The organism is Pseudomonas sp. R84 (genome assembly GCF_009834515.1).
Classification (GTDB): Bacteria; Pseudomonadota; Gammaproteobacteria; order Pseudomonadales; family Pseudomonadaceae; genus Aquipseudomonas.
In genome coordinates, this window is the sequence record NZ_CP019426.1 from 2,499,294 (window position 1) to 2,518,554 (window position 19,261).

Annotated in this window: 20 protein-coding genes and 1 pseudogene; 12 read left to right on the plus strand and 9 right to left on the minus strand. The window is 59.3% G+C overall.

What is annotated here, in order from left to right; translation table 11 throughout:
- Positions 1–7: 7 nt before the first annotated feature.
- Genes PspR84_RS11170 through PspR84_RS11180 form a run of 3 tightly spaced genes read left to right on the plus strand, consistent with a single transcriptional unit; the run spans position 8 to position 1,930 of the window.
- Entirely contained in the window at positions 8–271 is a 264-nt protein-coding gene (locus PspR84_RS11170; RefSeq protein WP_160057288.1) for a DUF2790 domain-containing protein, read from the plus strand.
- A 29-nt stretch (positions 272–300) separates the two neighbouring features.
- Positions 301–681, plus strand: coding sequence for a hypothetical protein (locus PspR84_RS11175; RefSeq protein ID WP_160057289.1), 381 nt, complete (start codon positions 301–303; stop codon positions 679–681).
- A 37-nt stretch (positions 682–718) separates the two neighbouring features.
- Positions 719–1,930 carry a cytochrome c biogenesis protein DipZ gene (locus PspR84_RS11180; RefSeq protein ID WP_160057290.1) on the plus strand — a complete coding sequence of 404 codons (1,212 nt, stop codon included), beginning with the start codon at positions 719–721 and terminating at the stop codon, positions 1,928–1,930.
- A 17-nt stretch (positions 1,931–1,947) separates the two neighbouring features.
- Here the strand turns inward: PspR84_RS11180 and PspR84_RS11185 are convergent, their stop codons facing one another.
- The gene (locus PspR84_RS11185) at positions 1,948–2,409 is read right to left on the minus strand and encodes a GNAT family N-acetyltransferase (RefSeq protein ID WP_160057291.1); all 462 of its coding nucleotides are present in this window, start codon (positions 2,407–2,409) and stop codon (positions 1,948–1,950) included.
- A 225-nt stretch (positions 2,410–2,634) separates the two neighbouring features.
- On the opposite strand from PspR84_RS11185, the gene PspR84_RS11190 reads away from it, so the two are divergent.
- Both PspR84_RS11190 and PspR84_RS11195 read left to right on the plus strand, forming a co-directional pair.
- Positions 2,635–2,907, plus strand: a complete 273-nt coding sequence (locus PspR84_RS11190; RefSeq protein WP_160057292.1) for a DUF4242 domain-containing protein — start codon at positions 2,635–2,637, stop codon at positions 2,905–2,907.
- 33 nt (positions 2,908–2,940) lie between these two features.
- Positions 2,941–3,753 (plus strand): class I SAM-dependent methyltransferase, encoded by an 813-nt coding sequence (locus PspR84_RS11195; protein WP_160057293.1) that lies wholly within the window; start codon positions 2,941–2,943, stop codon positions 3,751–3,753.
- A gap of 125 nt (positions 3,754–3,878) precedes the next feature.
- Here PspR84_RS11195 and pcsA read toward each other — a convergent pair whose 3' ends face one another.
- The gene (pcsA, locus tag PspR84_RS11200; protein WP_160057294.1) at positions 3,879–4,601 is read right to left on the minus strand and encodes a phosphatidylcholine synthase; all 723 of its coding nucleotides are present in this window, start codon (positions 4,599–4,601) and stop codon (positions 3,879–3,881) included.
- A 259-nt stretch (positions 4,602–4,860) separates the two neighbouring features.
- On the opposite strand from pcsA, the gene PspR84_RS11205 reads away from it, so the two are divergent.
- Entirely contained in the window at positions 4,861–5,622 is a 762-nt protein-coding gene (locus PspR84_RS11205) for a tellurite resistance TerB family protein (protein ID WP_160057295.1), read from the plus strand.
- A gap of 8 nt (positions 5,623–5,630) precedes the next feature.
- Here PspR84_RS11205 and PspR84_RS11210 read toward each other — a convergent pair.
- Positions 5,631–6,088, minus strand: a pseudogene (locus PspR84_RS11210) (transposase).
- 312 nt (positions 6,089–6,400) lie between these two features.
- Here PspR84_RS11210 and PspR84_RS11215 point away from each other — a divergent pair.
- The 3 genes from PspR84_RS11215 to ligD are packed head-to-tail and all read left to right on the plus strand — an operon-like array spanning position 6,401 to position 11,351.
- On the plus strand, positions 6,401–7,777 hold the full coding sequence (locus PspR84_RS11215; RefSeq protein WP_160057296.1) for an iron-containing redox enzyme family protein: 1,377 nt from the start codon (positions 6,401–6,403) through the stop codon (positions 7,775–7,777).
- Between the two features lie 11 nt (positions 7,778–7,788).
- Complete coding sequence (locus PspR84_RS11220) at positions 7,789–8,742, plus strand: class I SAM-dependent methyltransferase (RefSeq protein ID WP_160057297.1); 954 nt, start codon at positions 7,789–7,791, stop codon at positions 8,740–8,742.
- A 17-nt stretch (positions 8,743–8,759) separates the two neighbouring features.
- Positions 8,760–11,351 (plus strand): DNA ligase D, encoded by a 2,592-nt coding sequence (gene ligD / locus PspR84_RS11225; RefSeq protein ID WP_160057298.1) that lies wholly within the window; start codon positions 8,760–8,762, stop codon positions 11,349–11,351.
- Here the strand turns inward: ligD and PspR84_RS11230 are convergent, their stop codons facing one another.
- From PspR84_RS11230 to sodC, 3 genes are all read right to left on the minus strand, one after another.
- Entirely contained in the window at positions 11,352–11,753 is a 402-nt protein-coding gene (locus tag PspR84_RS11230; protein ID WP_174244441.1) for a hypothetical protein, read from the minus strand.
- Positions 11,754–11,833: 80 nt separating this feature from the next.
- On the minus strand, positions 11,834–12,148 hold the full coding sequence (locus tag PspR84_RS11235) for a DUF2388 domain-containing protein (protein WP_141129811.1): 315 nt from the start codon (positions 12,146–12,148) through the stop codon (positions 11,834–11,836).
- A 159-nt stretch (positions 12,149–12,307) separates the two neighbouring features.
- A complete protein-coding gene (gene sodC, locus PspR84_RS11240; RefSeq protein WP_160057300.1) occupies positions 12,308–12,829 on the minus strand; it encodes a superoxide dismutase family protein in 522 nt (173 codons plus the stop codon).
- A 245-nt stretch (positions 12,830–13,074) separates the two neighbouring features.
- Here sodC and PspR84_RS11245 point away from each other — a divergent pair, with 245 nt between their 5' ends.
- On the plus strand, positions 13,075–14,688 hold the full coding sequence (locus tag PspR84_RS11245; RefSeq protein ID WP_160057301.1) for a methyl-accepting chemotaxis protein: 1,614 nt from the start codon (positions 13,075–13,077) through the stop codon (positions 14,686–14,688).
- 141 nt (positions 14,689–14,829) lie between these two features.
- On the opposite strand, the gene PspR84_RS11250 is transcribed toward PspR84_RS11245, so the two are convergent.
- Complete coding sequence (locus PspR84_RS11250; protein WP_095120253.1) at positions 14,830–15,261, minus strand: nuclear transport factor 2 family protein; 432 nt, start codon at positions 15,259–15,261, stop codon at positions 14,830–14,832.
- A 470-nt stretch (positions 15,262–15,731) separates the two neighbouring features.
- On the opposite strand from PspR84_RS11250, the gene mqo reads away from it, so the two are divergent.
- Entirely contained in the window at positions 15,732–17,378 is a 1,647-nt protein-coding gene (gene mqo / locus PspR84_RS11255) for a malate dehydrogenase (quinone) (RefSeq protein WP_160057302.1), read from the plus strand.
- A 176-nt stretch (positions 17,379–17,554) separates the two neighbouring features.
- Here mqo and PspR84_RS11260 read toward each other — a convergent pair whose 3' ends face one another.
- Positions 17,555–17,983: a nuclear transport factor 2 family protein gene (locus PspR84_RS11260; protein ID WP_160057303.1), complete on the minus strand. Its 429-nt coding sequence runs from the start codon at positions 17,981–17,983 to the stop codon at positions 17,555–17,557.
- A 434-nt stretch (positions 17,984–18,417) separates the two neighbouring features.
- Between PspR84_RS11260 and PspR84_RS11270 the strand changes: the two genes are divergently transcribed.
- Complete coding sequence (locus PspR84_RS11270) at positions 18,418–18,864, plus strand: NUDIX hydrolase (protein ID WP_160057304.1); 447 nt, start codon at positions 18,418–18,420, stop codon at positions 18,862–18,864.
- A 184-nt stretch (positions 18,865–19,048) separates the two neighbouring features.
- Here the strand turns inward: PspR84_RS11270 and PspR84_RS11275 are convergent, their stop codons facing one another.
- A complete protein-coding gene (locus tag PspR84_RS11275) occupies positions 19,049–19,240 on the minus strand; it encodes a hypothetical protein (protein WP_160057305.1) in 192 nt (63 codons plus the stop codon).
- Positions 19,241–19,261 lie beyond the last annotated feature (21 nt).

Consider the following 19,261-nt stretch of genomic DNA (forward strand, 5'->3'; position numbering starts at 1 on the left):
ACACGCCATGAATAACAAATCCGTAATTGCCGCCTGCCTGTTTGCCGCCCTGAACATCTGCACGCTGTCGGCCCGCGCCGAAGCCGATGTCACCGCGCAAACCTACACCTACGGCACCCACCTGGATATCCAGAAAGTGATCTCGCTGAAACAGGACAATTCAGTGAATTGCGGGATTGTCGAGGCGCGCATGACCTACCTCGACTCGGCCGGTCAGACCCGCGTACTCGATTACAGCAAATTCGCCGACGGCTGCAACAACGACAACTAAGCCATCACTCTTTATAGAAGGAAACAGCCATGAACAACGTATCGCGTTTTTTGACCGCCATCGCTTTCTCTCTCGCCGGCGTCGCCGCCCATGCCAACGCCGCGGTTGAACAGCATAGCTGCCACAGCAGCGCCTGCTTCCAACTGACTCCGGTGGCCAAGCAGGGCAGCGACGGCTTGATTGCCGCGGACGGTTCCAGCCGCACGCCGCAGGGCCAGATGTTTGCCGCGGACGGTTCCAGCCGCACACCACAAGGCCAGATGGTTGCTGCAGACGGTTCCAGCCGCACGCCACAAGGCCAGATGGTTGCCGCCGATGGCTCCAGCCGCACGCCGCAGGGCCAGATGTTTGCCGAGAACGGCGCCAGCCGTACGCCGCAGAGCCATTGGCTGGAAAGTCAGAGCGTCTGAATGGCTCGTCACATTCATTGATCAAGGGTGACTCACTATGTACCTCATCGCATTTCTCGGCGGTCTGCTGACCGTGCTCAGCCCCTGCATTCTGCCGGTGGTGCCGTTTCTGTTTGCCGGCGCCCAACGCAGCCGCGCTTCGATACTGCTGACCCTCGGCGGCATGGCCTTGACCTTCGCGCTCATCTCCAGCCTGGCCGTGGTCAGCAGCGAGTGGGTGATCCAGGCCAGCAACAGCGGACGTTACGTCGCCCTGATCGTAATGAGCGTGTTCGCCCTGTCACTGATCTCGGCGCGCATCGGTGACTGGCTGACGCGACCGTTCGTGATGCTCGGCAACCGTCTCGACCCGGGCATGCGGAAAAAGGCCGGACCGATGGCTTCGATCATGCTCGGCGTGGCTACCGGACTGCTTTGGGCTCCGTGCGCCGGACCGATTCTCGGCGTGATCCTCACCGGGGCCATGCTGCAAGGCGCCAACGCGCAGACTAGCCTGTTGCTGCTGGCCTACGGCGCCGGCAGTGCATTGTCGCTGGGTACGTTGATCTTCACCGGACGCGGCTTGGTCAATCGCCTGAAACCGTCGATTCCGTTCACCGGCTGGTTGCGTCGTGGTGCCGGTGTTGCGGTACTCGCGACGGCGGCGGTAATTGCCACTGGCTTCGATAAAACCTTGCTGGCGAACACGTCCTCCCAAGGCGTGGCCAGCGTCGAGAAAAGCGTGCTGGAAAACGTGCCGAAAGTGGTCGACTACTTCGTCAGCAAAGTCCGTGCGGATTCGCCGATGGAGGAGGGCACAGGCGCGATGCCGTCGCTGGCCGGCGCAGTGCAATGGCTGAACTCGCCCGAGCTGAGCGCTGAGTCACTGCGCGGCAAAGTGGTGCTGGTGGACTTCTGGACCTACGACTGCATCAACTGCCAGCACACCTTGCCGTACGTAAAGGACTGGGCTAAGAAATACGAAAAGGACGGGCTCGTGGTGATCGGTGTCCACACCCCGGAATACGGCTACGAGCGGATCATCGACAACGTCCGGGATCAGGTGAAAAAACTCGGCATTACTTACCCGGTGGCCATCGATAACAACTATGCGATCTGGCGCAACTTCGACAATCAATACTGGCCGGCGCATTACCTGATCGACGCCAAAGGGCAAGTGCGTTACAGCCACTTCGGCGAAGGTCGCTACGAAGCGCAGGAGCAGATGATCCAGCAATTGCTGCAAGAGGCGAAAGCGCCTGCCGCTTGATCAGCAAAGGCAATGGCTCAGAGGTCACGCACCATGAGCCATTGTTCGTTGTCCCAGGCGCGAAAACGCTCCAGGACTTGCCAGCCGCGCTTGGCGTAGTAGTCCTGCTTGTTCTGCGTGTGCAGATACAGGCGTGCAAAGCCGCAGTCTTTCGCCTCTTGGCAAATCCCTGCAATCAAACGCTCCGCCAGACCTTGCCCGCGTGCTTCAGGGCTGACGAACACGCAGGCCAGCCAAGGTCCGAGATCGGGCCGCAGGGCGAGGTCATCGCGTGCCAGCGCGGCGCCGCCGACCAGATGATCACCGTCCATGGCGATCAGGCAGGACCAGTCGCCATTGCTTTGGCCCTCGGCAAATTCACGCTGCCATTCGGCCAGCGGGTGATCGAAGTATTCGTAGGGGAATTGTTCGTGGATCCATTGAGCATAACGGTCGCTGTAGTGCATGTGATGCGCGAGCCAATCGAGTTTCAGTGCCATCAGTCGAGTCCGTTCCAGAAGCGAGAGCGCATCAGAAACCAATCTCCGAACCTTGGCAATCGTCAAGGTGTTCCAGACGCTTTACAGATATCCACCACTCATCGGCAAACCCTCGGTTTTCCGGGCTTGCCAGACGATTGGCAGGGACGCCGGCCGAACTCGGCGCGATAGTGCAGGAGCAGGGTCACTGCCGGCCTTGCCACATAAAAAGAACGCGAGGTTGCCATGCCGAAATTCGTGATTGAACGCGAGATTCCAGGGGCCGGGAAGCTGTCGGACGCAGAACTCAAAGCCGTGTCGAAAACGTCCTGTGATGTCTTGCGTGAACTCGGTCCGCAAGTGCAGTGGCTGCAGAGCTACGTTACCGCTGACAAGATCTATTGCGTGTACATCGCACCTGACGAAGAGCAGGTACGCGAACACGCCAGGCTTGGAGGATTTCCTGCCAACAGTGTGGCGCGGGTGATGACGGTCACCGATCCGACGACGGCCGAATGATCACCGACCCCACCCGCAGCGGAGTTCACGCTTATGAGTACCCCGATTGATCTGACTGCCTTGAAAGAACGCCAGAAAATCGCTTGGGCCAGTGGCGACTACGCCGTAATTGGCACGACGTTGCAAATCGTTGGCGAAAACCTTGCCGAAGCCTGCGACCTGCGTTGCGACGAGGAGGTGCTGGATGTCGCTGCCGGCAATGGCAATGCAACGCTGGCGGCGGCGCGGCGCGGTTGCCTGGTCACCTCGACCGATTACGTCGCGGCGCTGCTGGAACGCGGCCAGGATCGTGCCCGCGCGGAGCATCTGGACGTGACGTTTCAGGTTGCCGATGCCGAAGCGCTGCCGTTCGCCGACGAGAGCTACGACGCCGTGCTGTCGACCTTTGGCGTGATGTTCGCACCGGATCAGGACAAGGCTGCCGCCGAACTGGGACGGGTTTGTCGCCGTGGCGGGCGGATCGGTCTGGCCAACTGGACGCCGGAAGGTTTCGTCGGCCAGATGTTCAAAAACCTCGGCCGGCATCTGCCACCACCTGCCGGCGCACAACCTCCCTCGAATTGGGGCTCCGATGCGTGGCTGCACAAACATTTCGATGACCGCGATTTTCTGCTGCGTGTGACGCGGCGCGAGTTCAACTTCCGCTATCGCTCGGCCGCGCATTTCATCGACATCTTCCGCCATTGGTACGGGCCGGTGCACAAGGCCTTCGCGGCACTGCCGCCGGAGAGCGGGCAGGCGCTGGAAAGTGATCTGGCGGATTTGCTAAACCGTTTGAACCGGGCAGGGGAGGCGTCGCTGGTGGTGCCGAGTGAATATCTGGAGGTGGTGATCACTAAACGCTGAATGAAGATCCCTGTAGGAGTGAGCCTGTTCGCGATAGCGGTCTTTCAGTCAAAAAATATTCAGCTGACAGACCGCGATCGCGAGCAGGCTCACTCCTACAATGGATTTGTGTTGGGCTCTGGAGCCTATTTCACCTGCGGCCGTTCAAACCACTCCAGCGCCGTGCGCCAGATGCAGATCCCCAGAAAATACGCCGACATCAGCAACCACAAGCCCATTACCAACGGGTTGATCAGCGGGTGGTTGAGCACCAGCGACAAACTGCACAGCAGCCAGATTGCCGTCACCGCAATGTTGATCGGCATGAACCGGCGCACACGGAACGGATGCAGGAATTTCATCCGCGTCACCGTCAGCAACGCCAGGCCAATCACCGTCAGAAAAGTGATCCACGGCCCCGGGCCGATGATGTACAGGCACAGCGCGACCACATTCCACGCCGCCGGAAACCCGACAAAGTAGTTGTCCTTGCTCTTCATGTTGACGTTGCAGAAACAGAACAGCGACGACACCAGAATCAGCGACACGGTCAGCAGCAGGGTGTAGTCGGGCAACGGAATGTAGCGATAGATAAACAGTGCCGGAATGAATACATAGGTCAGGTAATCGATCACCAGATCGAGGATCGAACCATCGAAGCTCGGCAGCACCGACTGCACGTTGACCTTGCGCGCCAGCGCGCCGTCGAGGCCGTCGACAATCAGCGCTACGCCCAGCCACATCAGGCAGTGGGTCGGCTGGTTCTCCAACAGGGCGAGGGTGGCCAGAAAAGCAGTGACCACGCCAGTCGCGGTAAAACCATGGGCGCCCCATGCTTTGAGCCTGGCGATGTGTACGGTCGATATCACGGGGGCGTTCTCCAGAAAGTGAAGCAAGCCGGGTATCACCCTTGAGTAACAGGGCGCCGGCAAACCGGGTCGGGGTTGCAGCTATCGACCGGTCTGGCCGGGATAAGGTTCACCAATGATCAATCTTAGCTGGCCGGCGAAAAAATACGCGGGCGAAATCCGCCAAGGCATTGAGTGTCAGCCAAACGGTGCTGGCGCTATGGCTTAAGGGGTCTATCGTTGCCAGACGCAGTCACTGCCAATGTTTGAGGATGACGTCATGAACACCAGCGATTTGCTTGAACGACTGCTGCGAGGCCAGGCCCCGGCGGGACAACAATCTTCAGCGTCTGCCGGCGGTGGTTTGGGTGGGTTGCTGGGTGGGCTGCTCGGTGGCGGCTCGGGCGCGGCCAGCGGCGGCGGATCTGCCGGTGGACTTGGCGGCTTGGGTGGCTTGCTCGGTGGTTTGCTCGGCGGCGGTGCCGGTGGAGGGCTGGGCGGCGCCTTCGGTGGCGCACTGGGCGGCGGGGGCGGTACGCAAAGTCGTTCCGGCGGTACCAATTATGCGGCGCTGGCATCGCTGGGAATGATGGCGTTCCAGGCGTATCAGGCCTGGCAACGCAGCCAGGCCAGCTCGGCACCGCAACAAACACCGCAAACGGCTAACCTCCTGGCTGGCCCGGAGATTGAAGAACACAGCCACGCGGTATTGCGCGCGTTGATCGCAGCAGCCAAGGCTGACGGGCGTATCGATGAATCCGAGAAACACCTGATCAGCAGCGAAATCGGCAAACACACCGACGATCCGCAGTTGCAGCAATGGCTCAATGCCGAAGTCGCCAAGCCGCTGGATCCTGAGGAAGTAGCGCAATCGGCAAACGGTGACCCAGCCGTCGCCGCCGAAATGTACCTGGCCAGCGTGATGCTGGTGGACGACCAGCAGGACGCCGAGCGCAGTTATCTGGATGAGCTGGCAGCAGCGTTGAATATCGACCCGCAGTTGCAGGTGCATCTGGAGCAGCAAGCCAAGGGCCAGGCCTGAAAGCAACATCAAAACCAGATTGCATCCCATAACGGGTAGTCCCCCACACGCCGAACCAATCCGGCGCGTTTCGGGTTCATAACGATATATCGGGCCGCCTCTTTAAGATCTTCATCGCGACGCAACGCGCGGTCGTAGTAACCGCGTTGCCATAACCGTCCCTGACTGCCGCGCTTGAGATTGATCGAACGACAACTGCGCGATTTCACGCGGCACATGAGCGCTGCCAATGAACCTTGTTTCAATTCAATCAGCCAATGCAGATGATCCGGCATCACCACCCACGCCAGCGACTGAACCATTCCCTCGTCATTGGCTGCACGCATTTGCTCTACCAGCAGTCTTCCCAAACGCAATCCGAAAACACCGACTGACGTTCGTGAACGGCGGCGGTAAGCAGATAAATACGTCCATCCTCGCTATAGCGTCCCTTGCGTAATCCACACGCCTTTGCAGCAACAGGCATTCCTTTGCCCTCCCAAAAACATCGTCCCTGAACGTTAGCCATCCCTCACCGTTACGCGAACTCAACCCATTGCACGATGTAACCCTGAGCTGCCGAAGGCTGCGATCTTTTGATCTTGTTTTTAAAATCACAATCAAAAGATCGTCCGATCGCGGCTCGAGCCTTCGGCAGCTCCTACACGGTGTTTCAGTGCATTTGACGGCCGTCCGTCCGGGCAATTTTCACGTCGATTGAATTTTTCACAGGCGCCGCCTCTCTGCTGCTGTAGAGGCGTGTGGAACAGCGTCCTGCCAACCGACCGAGAATTTTGCCATGACTGTCCTGACAAACCTGCAGGCCGCGCCTGCCCAACCGCATCTTATGAATGCCGCCGGGAATATCCGCCAGGTCTATGAAGCGCTGTTGCGCGATGACAATCCCCAAGAGCTTGCGCAGGCGTTTTTGCAGGAGCAACTGCAACACGCCGCGCCCCTCACCGATGCTCTTCCTGAAGACCCGACGACGTGGCACGCCTGGGTGGCCGAACATTGCGCCGATGTCGCCCGGCAATACGCCGACTATCTGCAACAACGCAAGTCCGGCGGGCCTCGGCAATTCTTCCGTGGCAAAGCGCAGGCGCTGTATTTCCTGCGAGCGGTGGCACCGACCAAACTGGTCGACGGCGCCTGGCTTTTTGGCCTCTTGCCGCGCTGGCAGGACCCGCGTTTCCAAGGCTTGCTGCGCACCTTTCTGGAAGAACTGGGCGAAGGCAATCCGGCGCAAAATCACGTGGTGATTTACCAGAAATTGCTCGCCGAGCACGATTTGCAGGATGGCAACGCCATCGACGATGAACGCTACCTGCAAGGCGCGATACAACTAGCCCTAGGTGTCTGTGGCACTGATTACTTGCCCGAAGTGATCGGCTACAACCTCGGCTATGAACAGCTGCCGTTGCACTTGTTGATCAGCAGCTACGAACTCAGCGAACTGGGCATCGATCCTTACTATTTCACCCTGCATGTGACCATCGACAACGCCAGCACCGGCCATGCGCAAAAGGCTGTGCAGGCGGCGCTCGATCTGCTGCCGCTGGAGGCCGATCGCGGCGAATTTCTGCGCCGGGTAGCGCTGGGCTATCGACTCAACGATCTGGGGCAGGGCAGTCGCGCGATCATCGAAGGTTTCGACCTTGAGCGGGAGCTGCTGGCGATGCTCGAACGCAAGTGTCCGTTCGCCCAGCACATGCATTCCGATTACTGCCGCTTCGAAGGGCAGACCGTCAATCAGTGGCTGGCTGCACCGGAGCAATTGCCCGGATTTCTGCAGGCATTGCAGAACAAAGGCTGGATCAAACGCCACGAAGACCCGCAGGCGAGCCGCTTTTGGCAGCTGATCGCGGGCGACGGTGCGGCGATGTTTGGCGTGTTCAATGCCTACGAGAAACAACTGGTGCACGACTGGATTGCGGGTGACTGGACCTCTTCGGATAAAACCAAACCCGCTCGACGGCACAGTCAGACCGCAGCGGCCATCGAAGGGCTTGAACAGGATCCCGATGTACAGGCACTCGACGCCGCGCTGCAAGGTCAGGACGGATTGGCGCAGATGGCGATCCTGATCCCCTGGCTCGCCCCGGCCCGCCATGCACACCCGGCCGGACTGCTCGCTACCCGGCGTTTTATCGAACTCAAATCCCGCTTGCCTTAAGGACCTTGCCGATGAATCAGGAAGAACAACTCTGCCCCAACGATCTTGTGCTGCTGCACCTCGGCCGGCGCTTGTTGGCAGATGGATATCGGTTCACCACCCCGACGCCGTTGACCCATCAAAGGGTCAACCAGCGTGACGAGGGTCAGATGGCCGACTCTTTGCGCGATGTGTTCGGCTGGTCGCGGCCATTCGCGCCGGGGTTGTTGTCGGCCGATGAGCAGCGGCAACTGCACGACGCGCAGGTCATTGATAATTACGAAGGCCACCTGAAGAGTCGCGTGCGCTGGTCGAGCCTGGATGATTTGCTGTTCGTGCATTCGGCATTCCCCACCGAGGCGGCTGATGCGGTGTTTTTCGGCCCTGACACCTATCGTTTTGCGCAACTGATCCACACTCACCTGCAGCAAAACTTCGCGCCGATCCATCGCGCGGTGGACATCGGCTGTGGGGCTGGCGTCGGTGCGATTCTCATCGGCCGCGCCCGTCGCGAGGCACAGGTGCTGGCGCTGGACATCAACCCTGCCGCGCTGCGTCTGACTGCTATCAATGCCGCGCTGGCGGAAGTTGCCAACGTTGAAGCGCACGCCAGTGATCTGTTGCAGGGCGTCGACGGCGAGTTCGACCTGATCGTCGCCAACCCGCCGTACATGGCCGATCCGGCCGAGCGCGCCTATCGCCATGGTGGCGGCACGCTTGGGGCAGGGTTGTCGCTGCGCATCGTCGAGCAGGCACTGAATCGGCTGGCACCTGGTGGCTCGCTGCTGCTCTACACGGGCGTGGCGATGGTCGATGGTCGCGATCCGTTTCTCGACACCGTGCTACCGCGACTCGACGAAAAGCGCTTCGGCTGGACGTACCGCGAACTCGATCCGGATGTCTTCGGCGAAGAGTTGCTCAACCCCGGCTATCAACGAGTCGACCGCATCGCAGTGGTGGCGCTGACCGTGACCCGAATGGGTTGAAACAAGGCAGGTGGACGATGAACAGGAACCTCGACGACTACAACCGCATGCGCGATTTTTCGGCGACCTCGGAACCGGCCGCCGTCAAGCGCTCGGGGCGTAAAACCGCTACGGATCACGCGTTGCAGTTCTGCATCCAGAAGCACGATGCTTCGCACCTGCATTACGACTTTCGCCTGGAACTCGACGGCGCCTTGAAGAGCTGGGCAGTGCCGAAAGGGCCGTCGCTCGACCCCAAGGTCAAGCGTCTGGCGGTGCATGTCGAGGATCATCCGCTGGATTACGCGACGTTCGAAGGCAGCATTCCCGAAGGGCATTACGGCGCCGGGGATGTGATTGTCTGGGATCGTGGCGTATGGATTCCGCTGGAGGACCCGCACAAGGCCTACGAAAAGGGCAAGCTCAAGTTCGAATTGCAAGGCGAAAAGCTCGGCGGTATCTGGAACCTGGTGCGCACGCACATGCCAGGCAAGAAAGAGCAATGGTTTCTGATCAAGCATCAGGACAGCGCTGCACGGCCGCAGGATGACTACGACGTGTTGCTGGCCGAACCGGACAGTGTCCTGAGCGAACGCACGATCGTCGACAAACCCAAACTGGCCGCCGAGCAAAGCAAACCGCTGAAGAAACCTGCGGCGAAAACCCGCAAGCCCGTGAGCGGCAAGCTCACCGGCGCGCACAAGGCCAAACTGCCGACGCAACTCAAGCCAGAACTGGCCACGCTGGTCGACAGTGCGCCCGAAGGGCAGTGGAGTTACGAGATCAAATTCGACGGCTACCGGATCATGGCGCGCATTGATCATGATCAGGTGCAGTTGTTTACCCGCAACGGTCACGACTGGACGCACAAGTTGCCGCAACAGGCCGCAGCTCTGGCGGCGCTGGGATTGGAATCGGCGTGGCTGGACGGGGAAATGGTCGTCGCCAACGATCAGGGCGTCCCGGATTTTCAGGCCCTGCAAAATGCCTTTGAAGCAGGGCGTAGCGGCAACATCCTCTACTACCTGTTCGATCTGCCGTATCTCAACGGTGTCGACCTGCGTGAAGTGCCGGTTGAAGAGCGGCGCGCTGCGCTGGCCACGGTGCTCGGCGTCCACGAACAACCGTTGCTGCGTTTCTCTGAAGCCTTCGACGAAACCCCGGATGCACTGCTCAACAGTGCCTGCCAGATGCAGATGGAAGGCCTGATCGGCAAACGCCTAGGCTCGCCGTATGTGTCGCGGCGCAGTGGCGACTGGATCAAGCTCAAGTGCAAACACCGTCAGGAGTTCGTGATCGTTGGTTACACCGATCCGAAAGGTTCGCGCAGTGCCTTTGGCGCATTGCTGTTGGGGCTGCACGATCGCGACAGCGGCGAATTGCGCTATGCCGGTAAGGTCGGCACCGGTTTCAACGAATCAACTTTGAAAAGCATTCTGGCCCAACTCAAACCCTTGCAGGTGAAGAAGGCGGCGGTGGTCAATCCACCCAGCGGCTTCGAGGTCAAAGGCGTGCACTGGCTCAAGCCGAAACTGCTGGCAGAAGTCGCATTCGCCGAAATGACCAAGGACGGTTCGGTGCGCCACGCTGTGTTCCATGGCTTGCGCGATGACAAACCGGCCAAGGGCATCACAGAGGAGCGAGCGAAACCGGTGAAGACTGCAGAGAAGAAAACGCCTGCGAAGAAAGCGCCGAAAAAGGCCCCGGCGAGCAACACCGAAACCGCGCCGTCTCAACTTGGACTAGCCAACGGCAAGGTGCGCATCACACACCCGGATCGGGTGATCGACGCAGTCAGTGGCACCACCAAGATGCAACTGGCCGAGTATTACGCCAGCGTTGCCGAATGGATTCTGCCGCAGCTCAAGGATCGCCCGGTGGCCCTGGTGCGTGCCCCGGACGGCATCGCCGGCGAACTGTTCTTCCAGAAAAACGCCGAACGCCTGGCGATCCCCGGCATCACCACGCTGGACAAGGACGTTACCGGGCAGCCGGTGATGTTGATCAACAACGCCGAAGCGCTGATCGGCGCGGTGCAGATGAGCACGGTCGAACTGCACACCTGGAACGCCACCACGATCGATCTGGACAAGCCCGATCGCTTCGTTCTCGACCTCGACCCGGATCCGGCACTGCCATGGAAAAGCATGGTCGAAGCGACGGCACTGACATTGACCGTACTTGATGAACTGGGCCTCAAAGCGTTTCTCAAAACCAGCGGCGGCAAGGGCATCCACCTAGTGGTGCCGCTGACCCGCAAACTTGGCTGGGACGAGGTCAAGGACTTCAGCCACGCCATCGTCCGTCATATTGCCAAGCTGTTGCCGGAGCGGTTTTCGGCGGTGTCCGGGCCGAAAAACCGCGTCGGGCGAATCTTTATCGATTACCTGCGCAACGGTCTGGGCGCCACCACCATCTGCGCCTACGCCGCGCGCACCCGCGAAGGCTTGCCGGTGTCGGTGCCGCTGTTTCGCGAGGAGGTCGCCGAGATCAAGGGCGGCAATCAGTGGAACGTGCACAACATTCATGAGCGGTTGGCGGAAGTTGGCGACGAGCCATGGGCCGACATGAAGAAAACCCGCCAGAGCATCACGGCCGAGATGCGCAAACGCTTGGGTCTGAAAAAGTGATCAGGTGTCGCGCAGCAAGTCGTGGGCGTTGAGCAGTTCGAAGGCAATTTCCGGGTGGTTTTCCAGTCCGCGGCGGATGGCGGCCGGAATCGCTGCACGGGTCTTGCGGCACAGGCCGGGTAACTCATCGATTTGAATGGCGATGCCGCGCATGGTGCGGACTTCGTTGAAACCGGGGGCGACGTCGACGCGAACGCCCAGTTGCTCGAACATCCGCTGTTGCAGATGCTTGAGATCATTCAGGTCTTTGAGCATTTCGAGGCGAGCGAGCAGGCGTTTTTCTTCCTCTCGGGTCAAACGCAGGATGCGCAGATCTGCATCGGGCATCTCCAGCAACGGGTCGCGCCCGCAATTGCAGGCGCCGGGCGGGCAGGGTGAGCGCAAGGGCACAGAAGTCGTCATGGCCTCCATCATAGAGGCCGTCGGACAGTTTTGCCTATGCGCCTTCAGCGGCCATCCATCGGCTGCTTTATCCGTGACAGCTACTGATTCAGGCCTTCGTAATGCACCAGAATCGCGTTGGCCAGATCTTCATCGCTGGCATTGATGCCAGGATTGTCCTGGCGAACCTGTTGCAGCACCGACTCAAGATAAACCCCACGAATGGCCCCGCCACTGGCGACAAATGCAGACAAGTCGTCACGGGCCGGAATCACCATTTTGTGATCCTTGAAGGTCGAGTACAGCGACGCGGAGACACCGGCCGAAGTGGCAACATCTCCGGCATCGACTTTGGCCAGAGCGGAACCAACGGGCAGGCATAGGAGTAAAGAAGAAACGAGCACTAACTTGCGCATGACGGTGTTCCTCCACAAGCGCGAAGCAAAAAGGGAAGGACTACATAATGTGAGAGGGGCGCGCGCGGCGGGAGTTCCGTGGCGCAACAAAGTCTGCGTTATTGCAAACAGGCGCGGGCAACGCCATGGCGGGTTGCCCGTCTTTCACTCTGTAATGAGTCAGATCACTCCACAGGCCATGCGATCACCGCCACCGCCCAGCGGTTTGGGCATGTCGGCGTGGTTGTCGCCGCCAGCGTGAATCATCAGCGCGTGGCCTTTGATTTCGGAGATTTTTTTCAGGCGCGGCGCCAGAACCGGGTAGTTGGCGATGCCGTCGGCAGTCACGTAGACCGCTGGAAGGTCGCCCAAATGACCATCAGCGTACGGGCCGAGGTGCTTGCCGGTTTTCTGCGGGTCGAAATGTCCGCCTGCGGCGAGTGCGGCGCCTTTCACGCCATCCTTCATGCCGGCTTCGCAGCTGCCGTTTTCATGCACGTGAAAACCATGGATGCCGGCAGGCAGGGATTTCAGATCCGGGGTGAATAGCAGGCCATAGGCGGTTTCACTGATGGTGACCGAGCCGATCGCCTGCGGCGCACCGTCGGCGCTGACCAGATTGATGGCGACTTTTTCCGTCGCCGCCTGTGCGGTACCAATGGCGAAGGTGCCGAGCAAACCCAACCACAATGCGCGTTTCATAGGCGTTTCCTTTTGCTGTACGAATGTTCAGAGCGACGGACTCAATAGCCTGACGGCATTAACCGGCGATGAAGGCGTTGGCCGTGCGCGTTGAAAAGTGAGACTTGCTGCGCAATCCGAAAGTTTTGCTGCCTTTAGCCAGCATGCCGACACCTGCTGACACGCTCTGGCGCGGCAGACCTGCGCAAATAGGCTTAACTGAAGGCTGACAAGCGCTTACGGGCGTAACGAGAGAGGAAAATCCGGTGTCGATCAAACTGCGTTTAGTGTTGCTGATTGTGACAAGTCTGCTGACGGCGTTGATCGTGAGTCTGGTCAGTTACGTCGGCAACCAGCGGATGGCCTCAGCGGTCAGCGATAACGCGGTCAGCATGAGCGCGCTGCGCAACCACATGGAAGCCGACATGATGCACGACGCCCTGCGCGCCGATGTCTACTCGGCGATGCTGGTCGGGCTAGGCAAAAGCACCAGCACGGCGAGCGAGGTGCGCGATTCGATCAACGAACATGCCGGGCATTTTCGCGAAGTGCTCGAGGAGAACCTCAAACTGCCGATCAACCCGAGATTGCGCACGGCCCTGGAAAAGATCAAACCGAGCCTCGATACCTACATCAACGCGGGTGAACGGATCGTCGGGTTGGCCTTGGACAATCCTGATGCCGCTCAACAGGAACTGGGCACCTTCAACACGGCGTTTGGTCAGCTTGAAGAGCAAATGGCTGCGTTAAGCGAGTCGATCGAGTCCAATACGCTGCAGACCAGCGCAGCAACCGAATCAGCGATCCGTAGCGCCAACGTTGCGCTCGGCGTGGTGTTGATCGCCAGTCTTGTGCTGCTCTTGATCCAGGGGCGCTGGGTCATTTTGAGCATCATGGGGCCGTTGAAGACCGCCAGTCGCATCGCCGAAAGCATCGCCCACGGCAACCTCAGCGAGCTGATTGCCGAACCGTCCGGCAAGGATGAAGCCAGTGTCTTGATTCGTACATTGGCGACCATGCAGCGCGACTTGCGCAACATGATCGATGTGGTGCGGCGCAATGCTCACGGCGTCAGTGGCATGAGCGAACAGCTCAGCCACGGCTGCCATCAGGTTGCCGACAGCAGTCAGCAGCAAAGCGTGGCTGCCGGCACCATGGCCGCCGCCGCCAGCCAGATGACCGCGAGCATCGAGGAAATCACCCGCCACGCCGAACGCGCCCTGAGCATGGCCAATCAAGCCGAAACCCTGGCGAAAGAGGGCGGTGGTGTGATTCATCAAGTGGTCAGCGACATGGACGATATCGCGCGCTCGGCGCAACAGTCGGCACAGGTGATCCGCACGCTGGATCAGGAATCCGAAGCCATCTTCAACATCATTCAGGTGATCAAGAGCATCGCCGACCAGACCAACCTGCTGGCGCTCAACGCCGCCATTGAAGCGGCCCGGGCCGGCGAGCAGGGAAGGGGGTTTGCGGTGGTCGCGGATGAAGTGCGTAGTCTGGCGGCACGCACCAGCGCTTCTACCCAGGAAATCGCCGCGATGGTCGCGCGCATTCAGCACAGCACCCGCGAGGCAGTCAGCAGCATGGAGGCGGGTGTCGCGCAGGTCGACAAGGGCATGGCGGTGACGGCGGATGTCGAGCGGGCCATCCGCGAAATCCTCGAGGCGACGTTGAGCACGACGCAACTGGTCAACGACATCACCCGCACGATTGGCGAGCAGAGTCAGGCCAGTAACGAAATTGCCCATCAGGTGGAAATGATTGCCGGGATGTCCGAGGGCAATAGCCGTGTGATCGGGCAAACGGCGAATACCACCGATGAGTTGTCGAGTCTGGCGGGGCAGTTGGCGCAGTCGGTGGATCGGTTTCGGTTGTGACCAGAAAGATGTGTAGTGCCTGGGCTGCCGCCTTCGCGAGCAGGCTCGCTCCCACCTTTGGAATGCGTTCCCCTGTGGGAGCGAGCCTGCTCGCGAAGAGGGCAGCCCAGTCAACATCTATTCAGAGTCAGTTAACCCCGATCAAAACTTGAACGCCTGCCGCCCCACCAACAACCACTTGCCGTCCTGCTTCTGCCAGATCTGGAAATTCTCGATCTCGGTCGGTATCACCTCGGTCCCCTTCAACGCCTGCGCGGAAAAGTGGTGGCGCACCAGCGCGGTATCGCCGGACAGGGTAATGGTCTGGTTCTGCATCTCTAGCGTCTTGAACGCGCTCTTGCCGGTTTCGATATCGGCGATGAATTCTTTCTTGTCCTGAATCTTGCCGCTGGAATGGCCGTAGGTCAGGTTGGGCGCGGTGAGGGCGTTCAGTTCGGCGATGTCCTTGTGCAGCATTGCCTGGGTCAGATGATCCACCGCTTGGGCGACATCTTTTTCCGCCGGGGCAGACGCAGCCATGGCGTAACCGTTGAAGGCACAGAGAAAGCCGATCAGGAGTCGGGTCTTGGTCATGACATGTGTTTCCTTGTTGTTATGGGTGATGACTGGTTCGTCAGTCATCGTACAACCTAGCAGATAATGATTGGATAAGGCACTGCCCCAAAGCGCTAATCGTCGGGGTCATGTTCAGCCTTCATCGGCCGATACCGTCCAGAGCGGAAAAAGACTCTCAAGTCGGGAACAGACGCGCGGGTTTGCCCTGACGTGATATTCTTCGCGCCAACTTGGTTTGACCTTATTCAGTTTGCTTGCCTCAGGGCGGGCCGACGGAATCCCTGTCGCTCAAGTAGCTGAGCCAATAATGATAAGAAGTCAGTTCAGAAGGGACATTAACTGAGGTCGATGCAACATGTCGGCCTTGTGTGCCCACCCGTCAAAATTGAAGTGTGCCGGAATCTGCGACGCTAGCCTGAGCGTCATCAAAGCGGATCGCATACAGATAACAGCGGCGGGCGGAAGGCGTTTTATCATAGGTGCAACAGATGTTTAAGAAAGTGAACACAGCCCTGCTGGGTCTGGCTTTGGCGATGGGGATGACATCCGCCAATGCTGACGAAGCAAAGAAAGTCGACGTCCTGCTGATCGGCGGCGGCATCATGAGCACCACCCTCGGTGTGTGGATCAATGAGCTGGAGCCAAGCTGGTCGATGGAAATGGTCGAGCGCCTCGACGGCGTCGCCCTGGAAAGCTCCAACGGCTGGAACAACGCCGGTACCGGTCACTCGGCGCTCGCTGAGCTGAACTACACCCCGGAAGACGACAAAGGCAACGTAACGATCCCGAAAGCCGTCGAGATCAACGAAGCGTTCCAGGTCTCCCGTCAGTTCTGGGCCTGGCAGGTTCAGCAAGGCGTTCTGAAGAACCCTCGCTCGTTCATCAACACCACTCCGCACATGAGCTTCGTGTGGGGCGATGACAACATCAAGTTCCTGAAAAAGCGCTACGAAGCCTTGCAAGCGAGCCCGCTGTTCGCCGGCATGCAGTACTCCGAAGACCCGGCTGTGATCAAGAAGTGGGTTCCGCTGATGATGGAAGGGCGTGACCCGAACCAGAAAATCGCGGCCACCTGGAGCCCGCTGGGTACTGACATGAACTTCGGCGAAATCACCCGCCAGTTCGCTGCCCACCTGCAGACCAAGCCTAACTTCGATCTGAAACTGTCGAGCGAAGTGCAGGACATCACCAAGAATGCCGACGGCACTTGGCGCGTCAGCTACAAAAACCTGAAAGACGGCACTAAAACCGAAACCGACGCCAAGTTCGTCTTCATCGGCGCTGGCGGCGGTGCACTGCACCTGCTGCAGAAGTCGGGCATTCCTGAAGCCAAGGAATACGCTGGCTTCCCGGTAGGCGGCTCGTTCCTGGTGACCGATAACCCGGCCATCGCTGAACAGCACCTGGCCAAGGCCTACGGTAAAGCCTCGGTTGGCGCACCACCGATGTCCGTTCCGCACCTGGACACCCGTGTTCTGGACGGCAAGCGCGTCATCCTGTTTGGCCCATTCGCGACCTTCAGCACCAAGTTCCTGAAGGAAGGTTCGTACCTGGACCTGCTGACCAGCACCACCACCCACAACATCTGGCCTATGACCAAGGTCGGCATCAAGGAATACCCGCTGGTCGAGTACCTGGCTGGTCAACTGATGCTGTCGGATGAAGACCGTCTGAACGCGCTGAAGGAATACTTCCCGAACGCTAAAGCCGAAGACTGGCGCCTGTGGCAAGCCGGCCAACGCGTGCAAATCATCAAGCGTGATGAAGCCGCTGGTGGCGTGCTGAAACTGGGCACCGAAATCGTTGCTGCACAAGACGGCTCCATCGCCGGCCTGCTGGGCGCATCGCCAGGCGCGTCGACCGCTGCACCGATCATGCTGAGCGTGCTGCAGAAAGTCTTCAAAGACAAAGTTGCATCGCCTGAGTGGCAAACCAAGCTGCACCAGATCGTGCCAAGCTACGGCACTCAGCTGAACAGCGATCCAGCCAAAGTGGCTGCAGAATGGGCCTACACCGCCAAGATCCTCGAACTGCCGACGCCTCCAGTGATCGGTCAGGTGACTGCTCCTGCGGCACCTGCAGCTGAGAAAGCTGAAGCGCCGAAGGAAAACGCTGCACGTGACATGGCGCTGTAACTAGCCGCCTGACACACAAAGCCCACTGAACCGGCGACGGTCAGTGGGCTTTTTTTTGCATTTGCCCTTTACGTCCCTGTAGGAACTGCCGAAGGCTGCGATCTTTTGATCTTGAAGAAAAGTCAAAGATCGCAGCCTTCGGCAGCTCCTACGGGGTTATATCTGTGCTCAGGTGTTTAGGCTTTTGCCTTGGCCAGATAAGCGCCGAGTCGTCGCCCCATCTCTTCCCCCAACGCCTGCAATCCGCTCAGCGGGCGAACCATTACCTCGAATTCGACAATCTTGCCGTGCTCATTGAAGCGAATCATGTCGATACCTTTCAGCTCCTTCGAACCCACCTTGGCGCTGAACTCCAGAATCACATTCAAGCCATCGGCAGTCGCCAGTTCGCGGTGGTAGATGAAGTCTTCAAACACCTCAAATACGGTATTGAGGATCATCGACACTACCGGCGCACCCGGGTAAGGCGTATGCGCCATCGGCGAGCGGAACACGGCTTGCGGATCAAGCAATGAGGGCAGGGCGCTCAAACTGCCGGTGCGGATCATTTCGTGCCATTGCTTCAGGGATTCGGCGACGTTGGCTTGCAGGTTCAGGTCAGTCATGTGCACTCCGCGATGTTGTTGGTTTTCTGGCGACCGCCATGACTCTAGATCAATCTCAGTGAAAGGAAACCCTTGTGTGCCGACCTGAATATCGGCCCATGGCCGGTGCAGATCAGATGCGTATCTGATCCGTATTTTTTCGTCTTATCTGACGCTGTTACCGGCGCAGCCAAACGTCCAAAATGCCCCGGCAGTGCGGTCACTCGCGACAGTCCTTCATTCCGAAGCGCCCAGTGCACCGCAAGCTCAGCATTGAGGAGAGCAACATGAACAAGATGGCGATTTTTCTGGGTGGCTTTCTGACACTGACCATTCTGATCGGCCTGCTCGCAACGATTTCTCCGGTCTGAGATGGCCACCGGGTGATGTCGGAGGAGTTGCGCGCGAATCGTGTTTAAATGCCGCGCCTTCAGAGCTGGAAATGGACGTCACCCATGGCCGAACAACGGATCCGCGCCCTCGCACTTTGCGTTTTTCATCACAACGGCAAAATTCTGGTCAATGAGTTCCGTGATCCGGTCAGCCAGCAAACCTGCTTTCGGCCTATTGGCGGCGGTATTGAATTTGGCGAGACCAGCGCCGAAGCGATCGTGCGCGAAGTGCAGGAGGAGTTGGGCCTGTCCGTGAGTGACGTGCGCCTGCTCGGCACACTCGAAAGCCTCTTCGTCTACAACGGCAAACCGGGTCATGAAATCGTTCAGGTGTATGACGCGACGTTTATCGACCGTAGCGTTTACGCGCACCCACAGATCGATGGACATGAAAGCGACGGCGCTCCCTTCACCGCGCGCTGGCACGACAGCTCAAGCTTCAGCGCGCTAGCGCCTTTGGTACCGAAAGGTTTGCACGATATGCTGGAGAATGCCGGATTGCTGGTTTGATAATCGGCTAAGGAAAGGTTCATCGGGGCGCCGTGGTTAGTTTGGCAATCGCGGCCCAAGTGATGACGGTTTCTGTACCGGCCTCTTCGCGAGCAGGCTCGCTCCCACAGGATTGCAGGTGAACACAAGTTTTGTGACCGACCTCGATCAGGGTGGGAGCGAGCCTGCTGGCGAAAACTGAGTATCAGCCACCGTTGTTGCGACGACGTTCAATACCCTCCGGGCCGCCGCTGTCCAGCAACCTTCTTTCCACCAAGACATTCTCAAGCGCCTGACGCTCGACCGGCGCCATTTGGTGTTCACGCTTTTTCAGCTCCAGCAGAATCGGGCTGGACCAGGCGCGGTAGGTCTGTTCGATGTTGCGACGCGACGTCATCAGTCTCTCCTTGATCAAGAG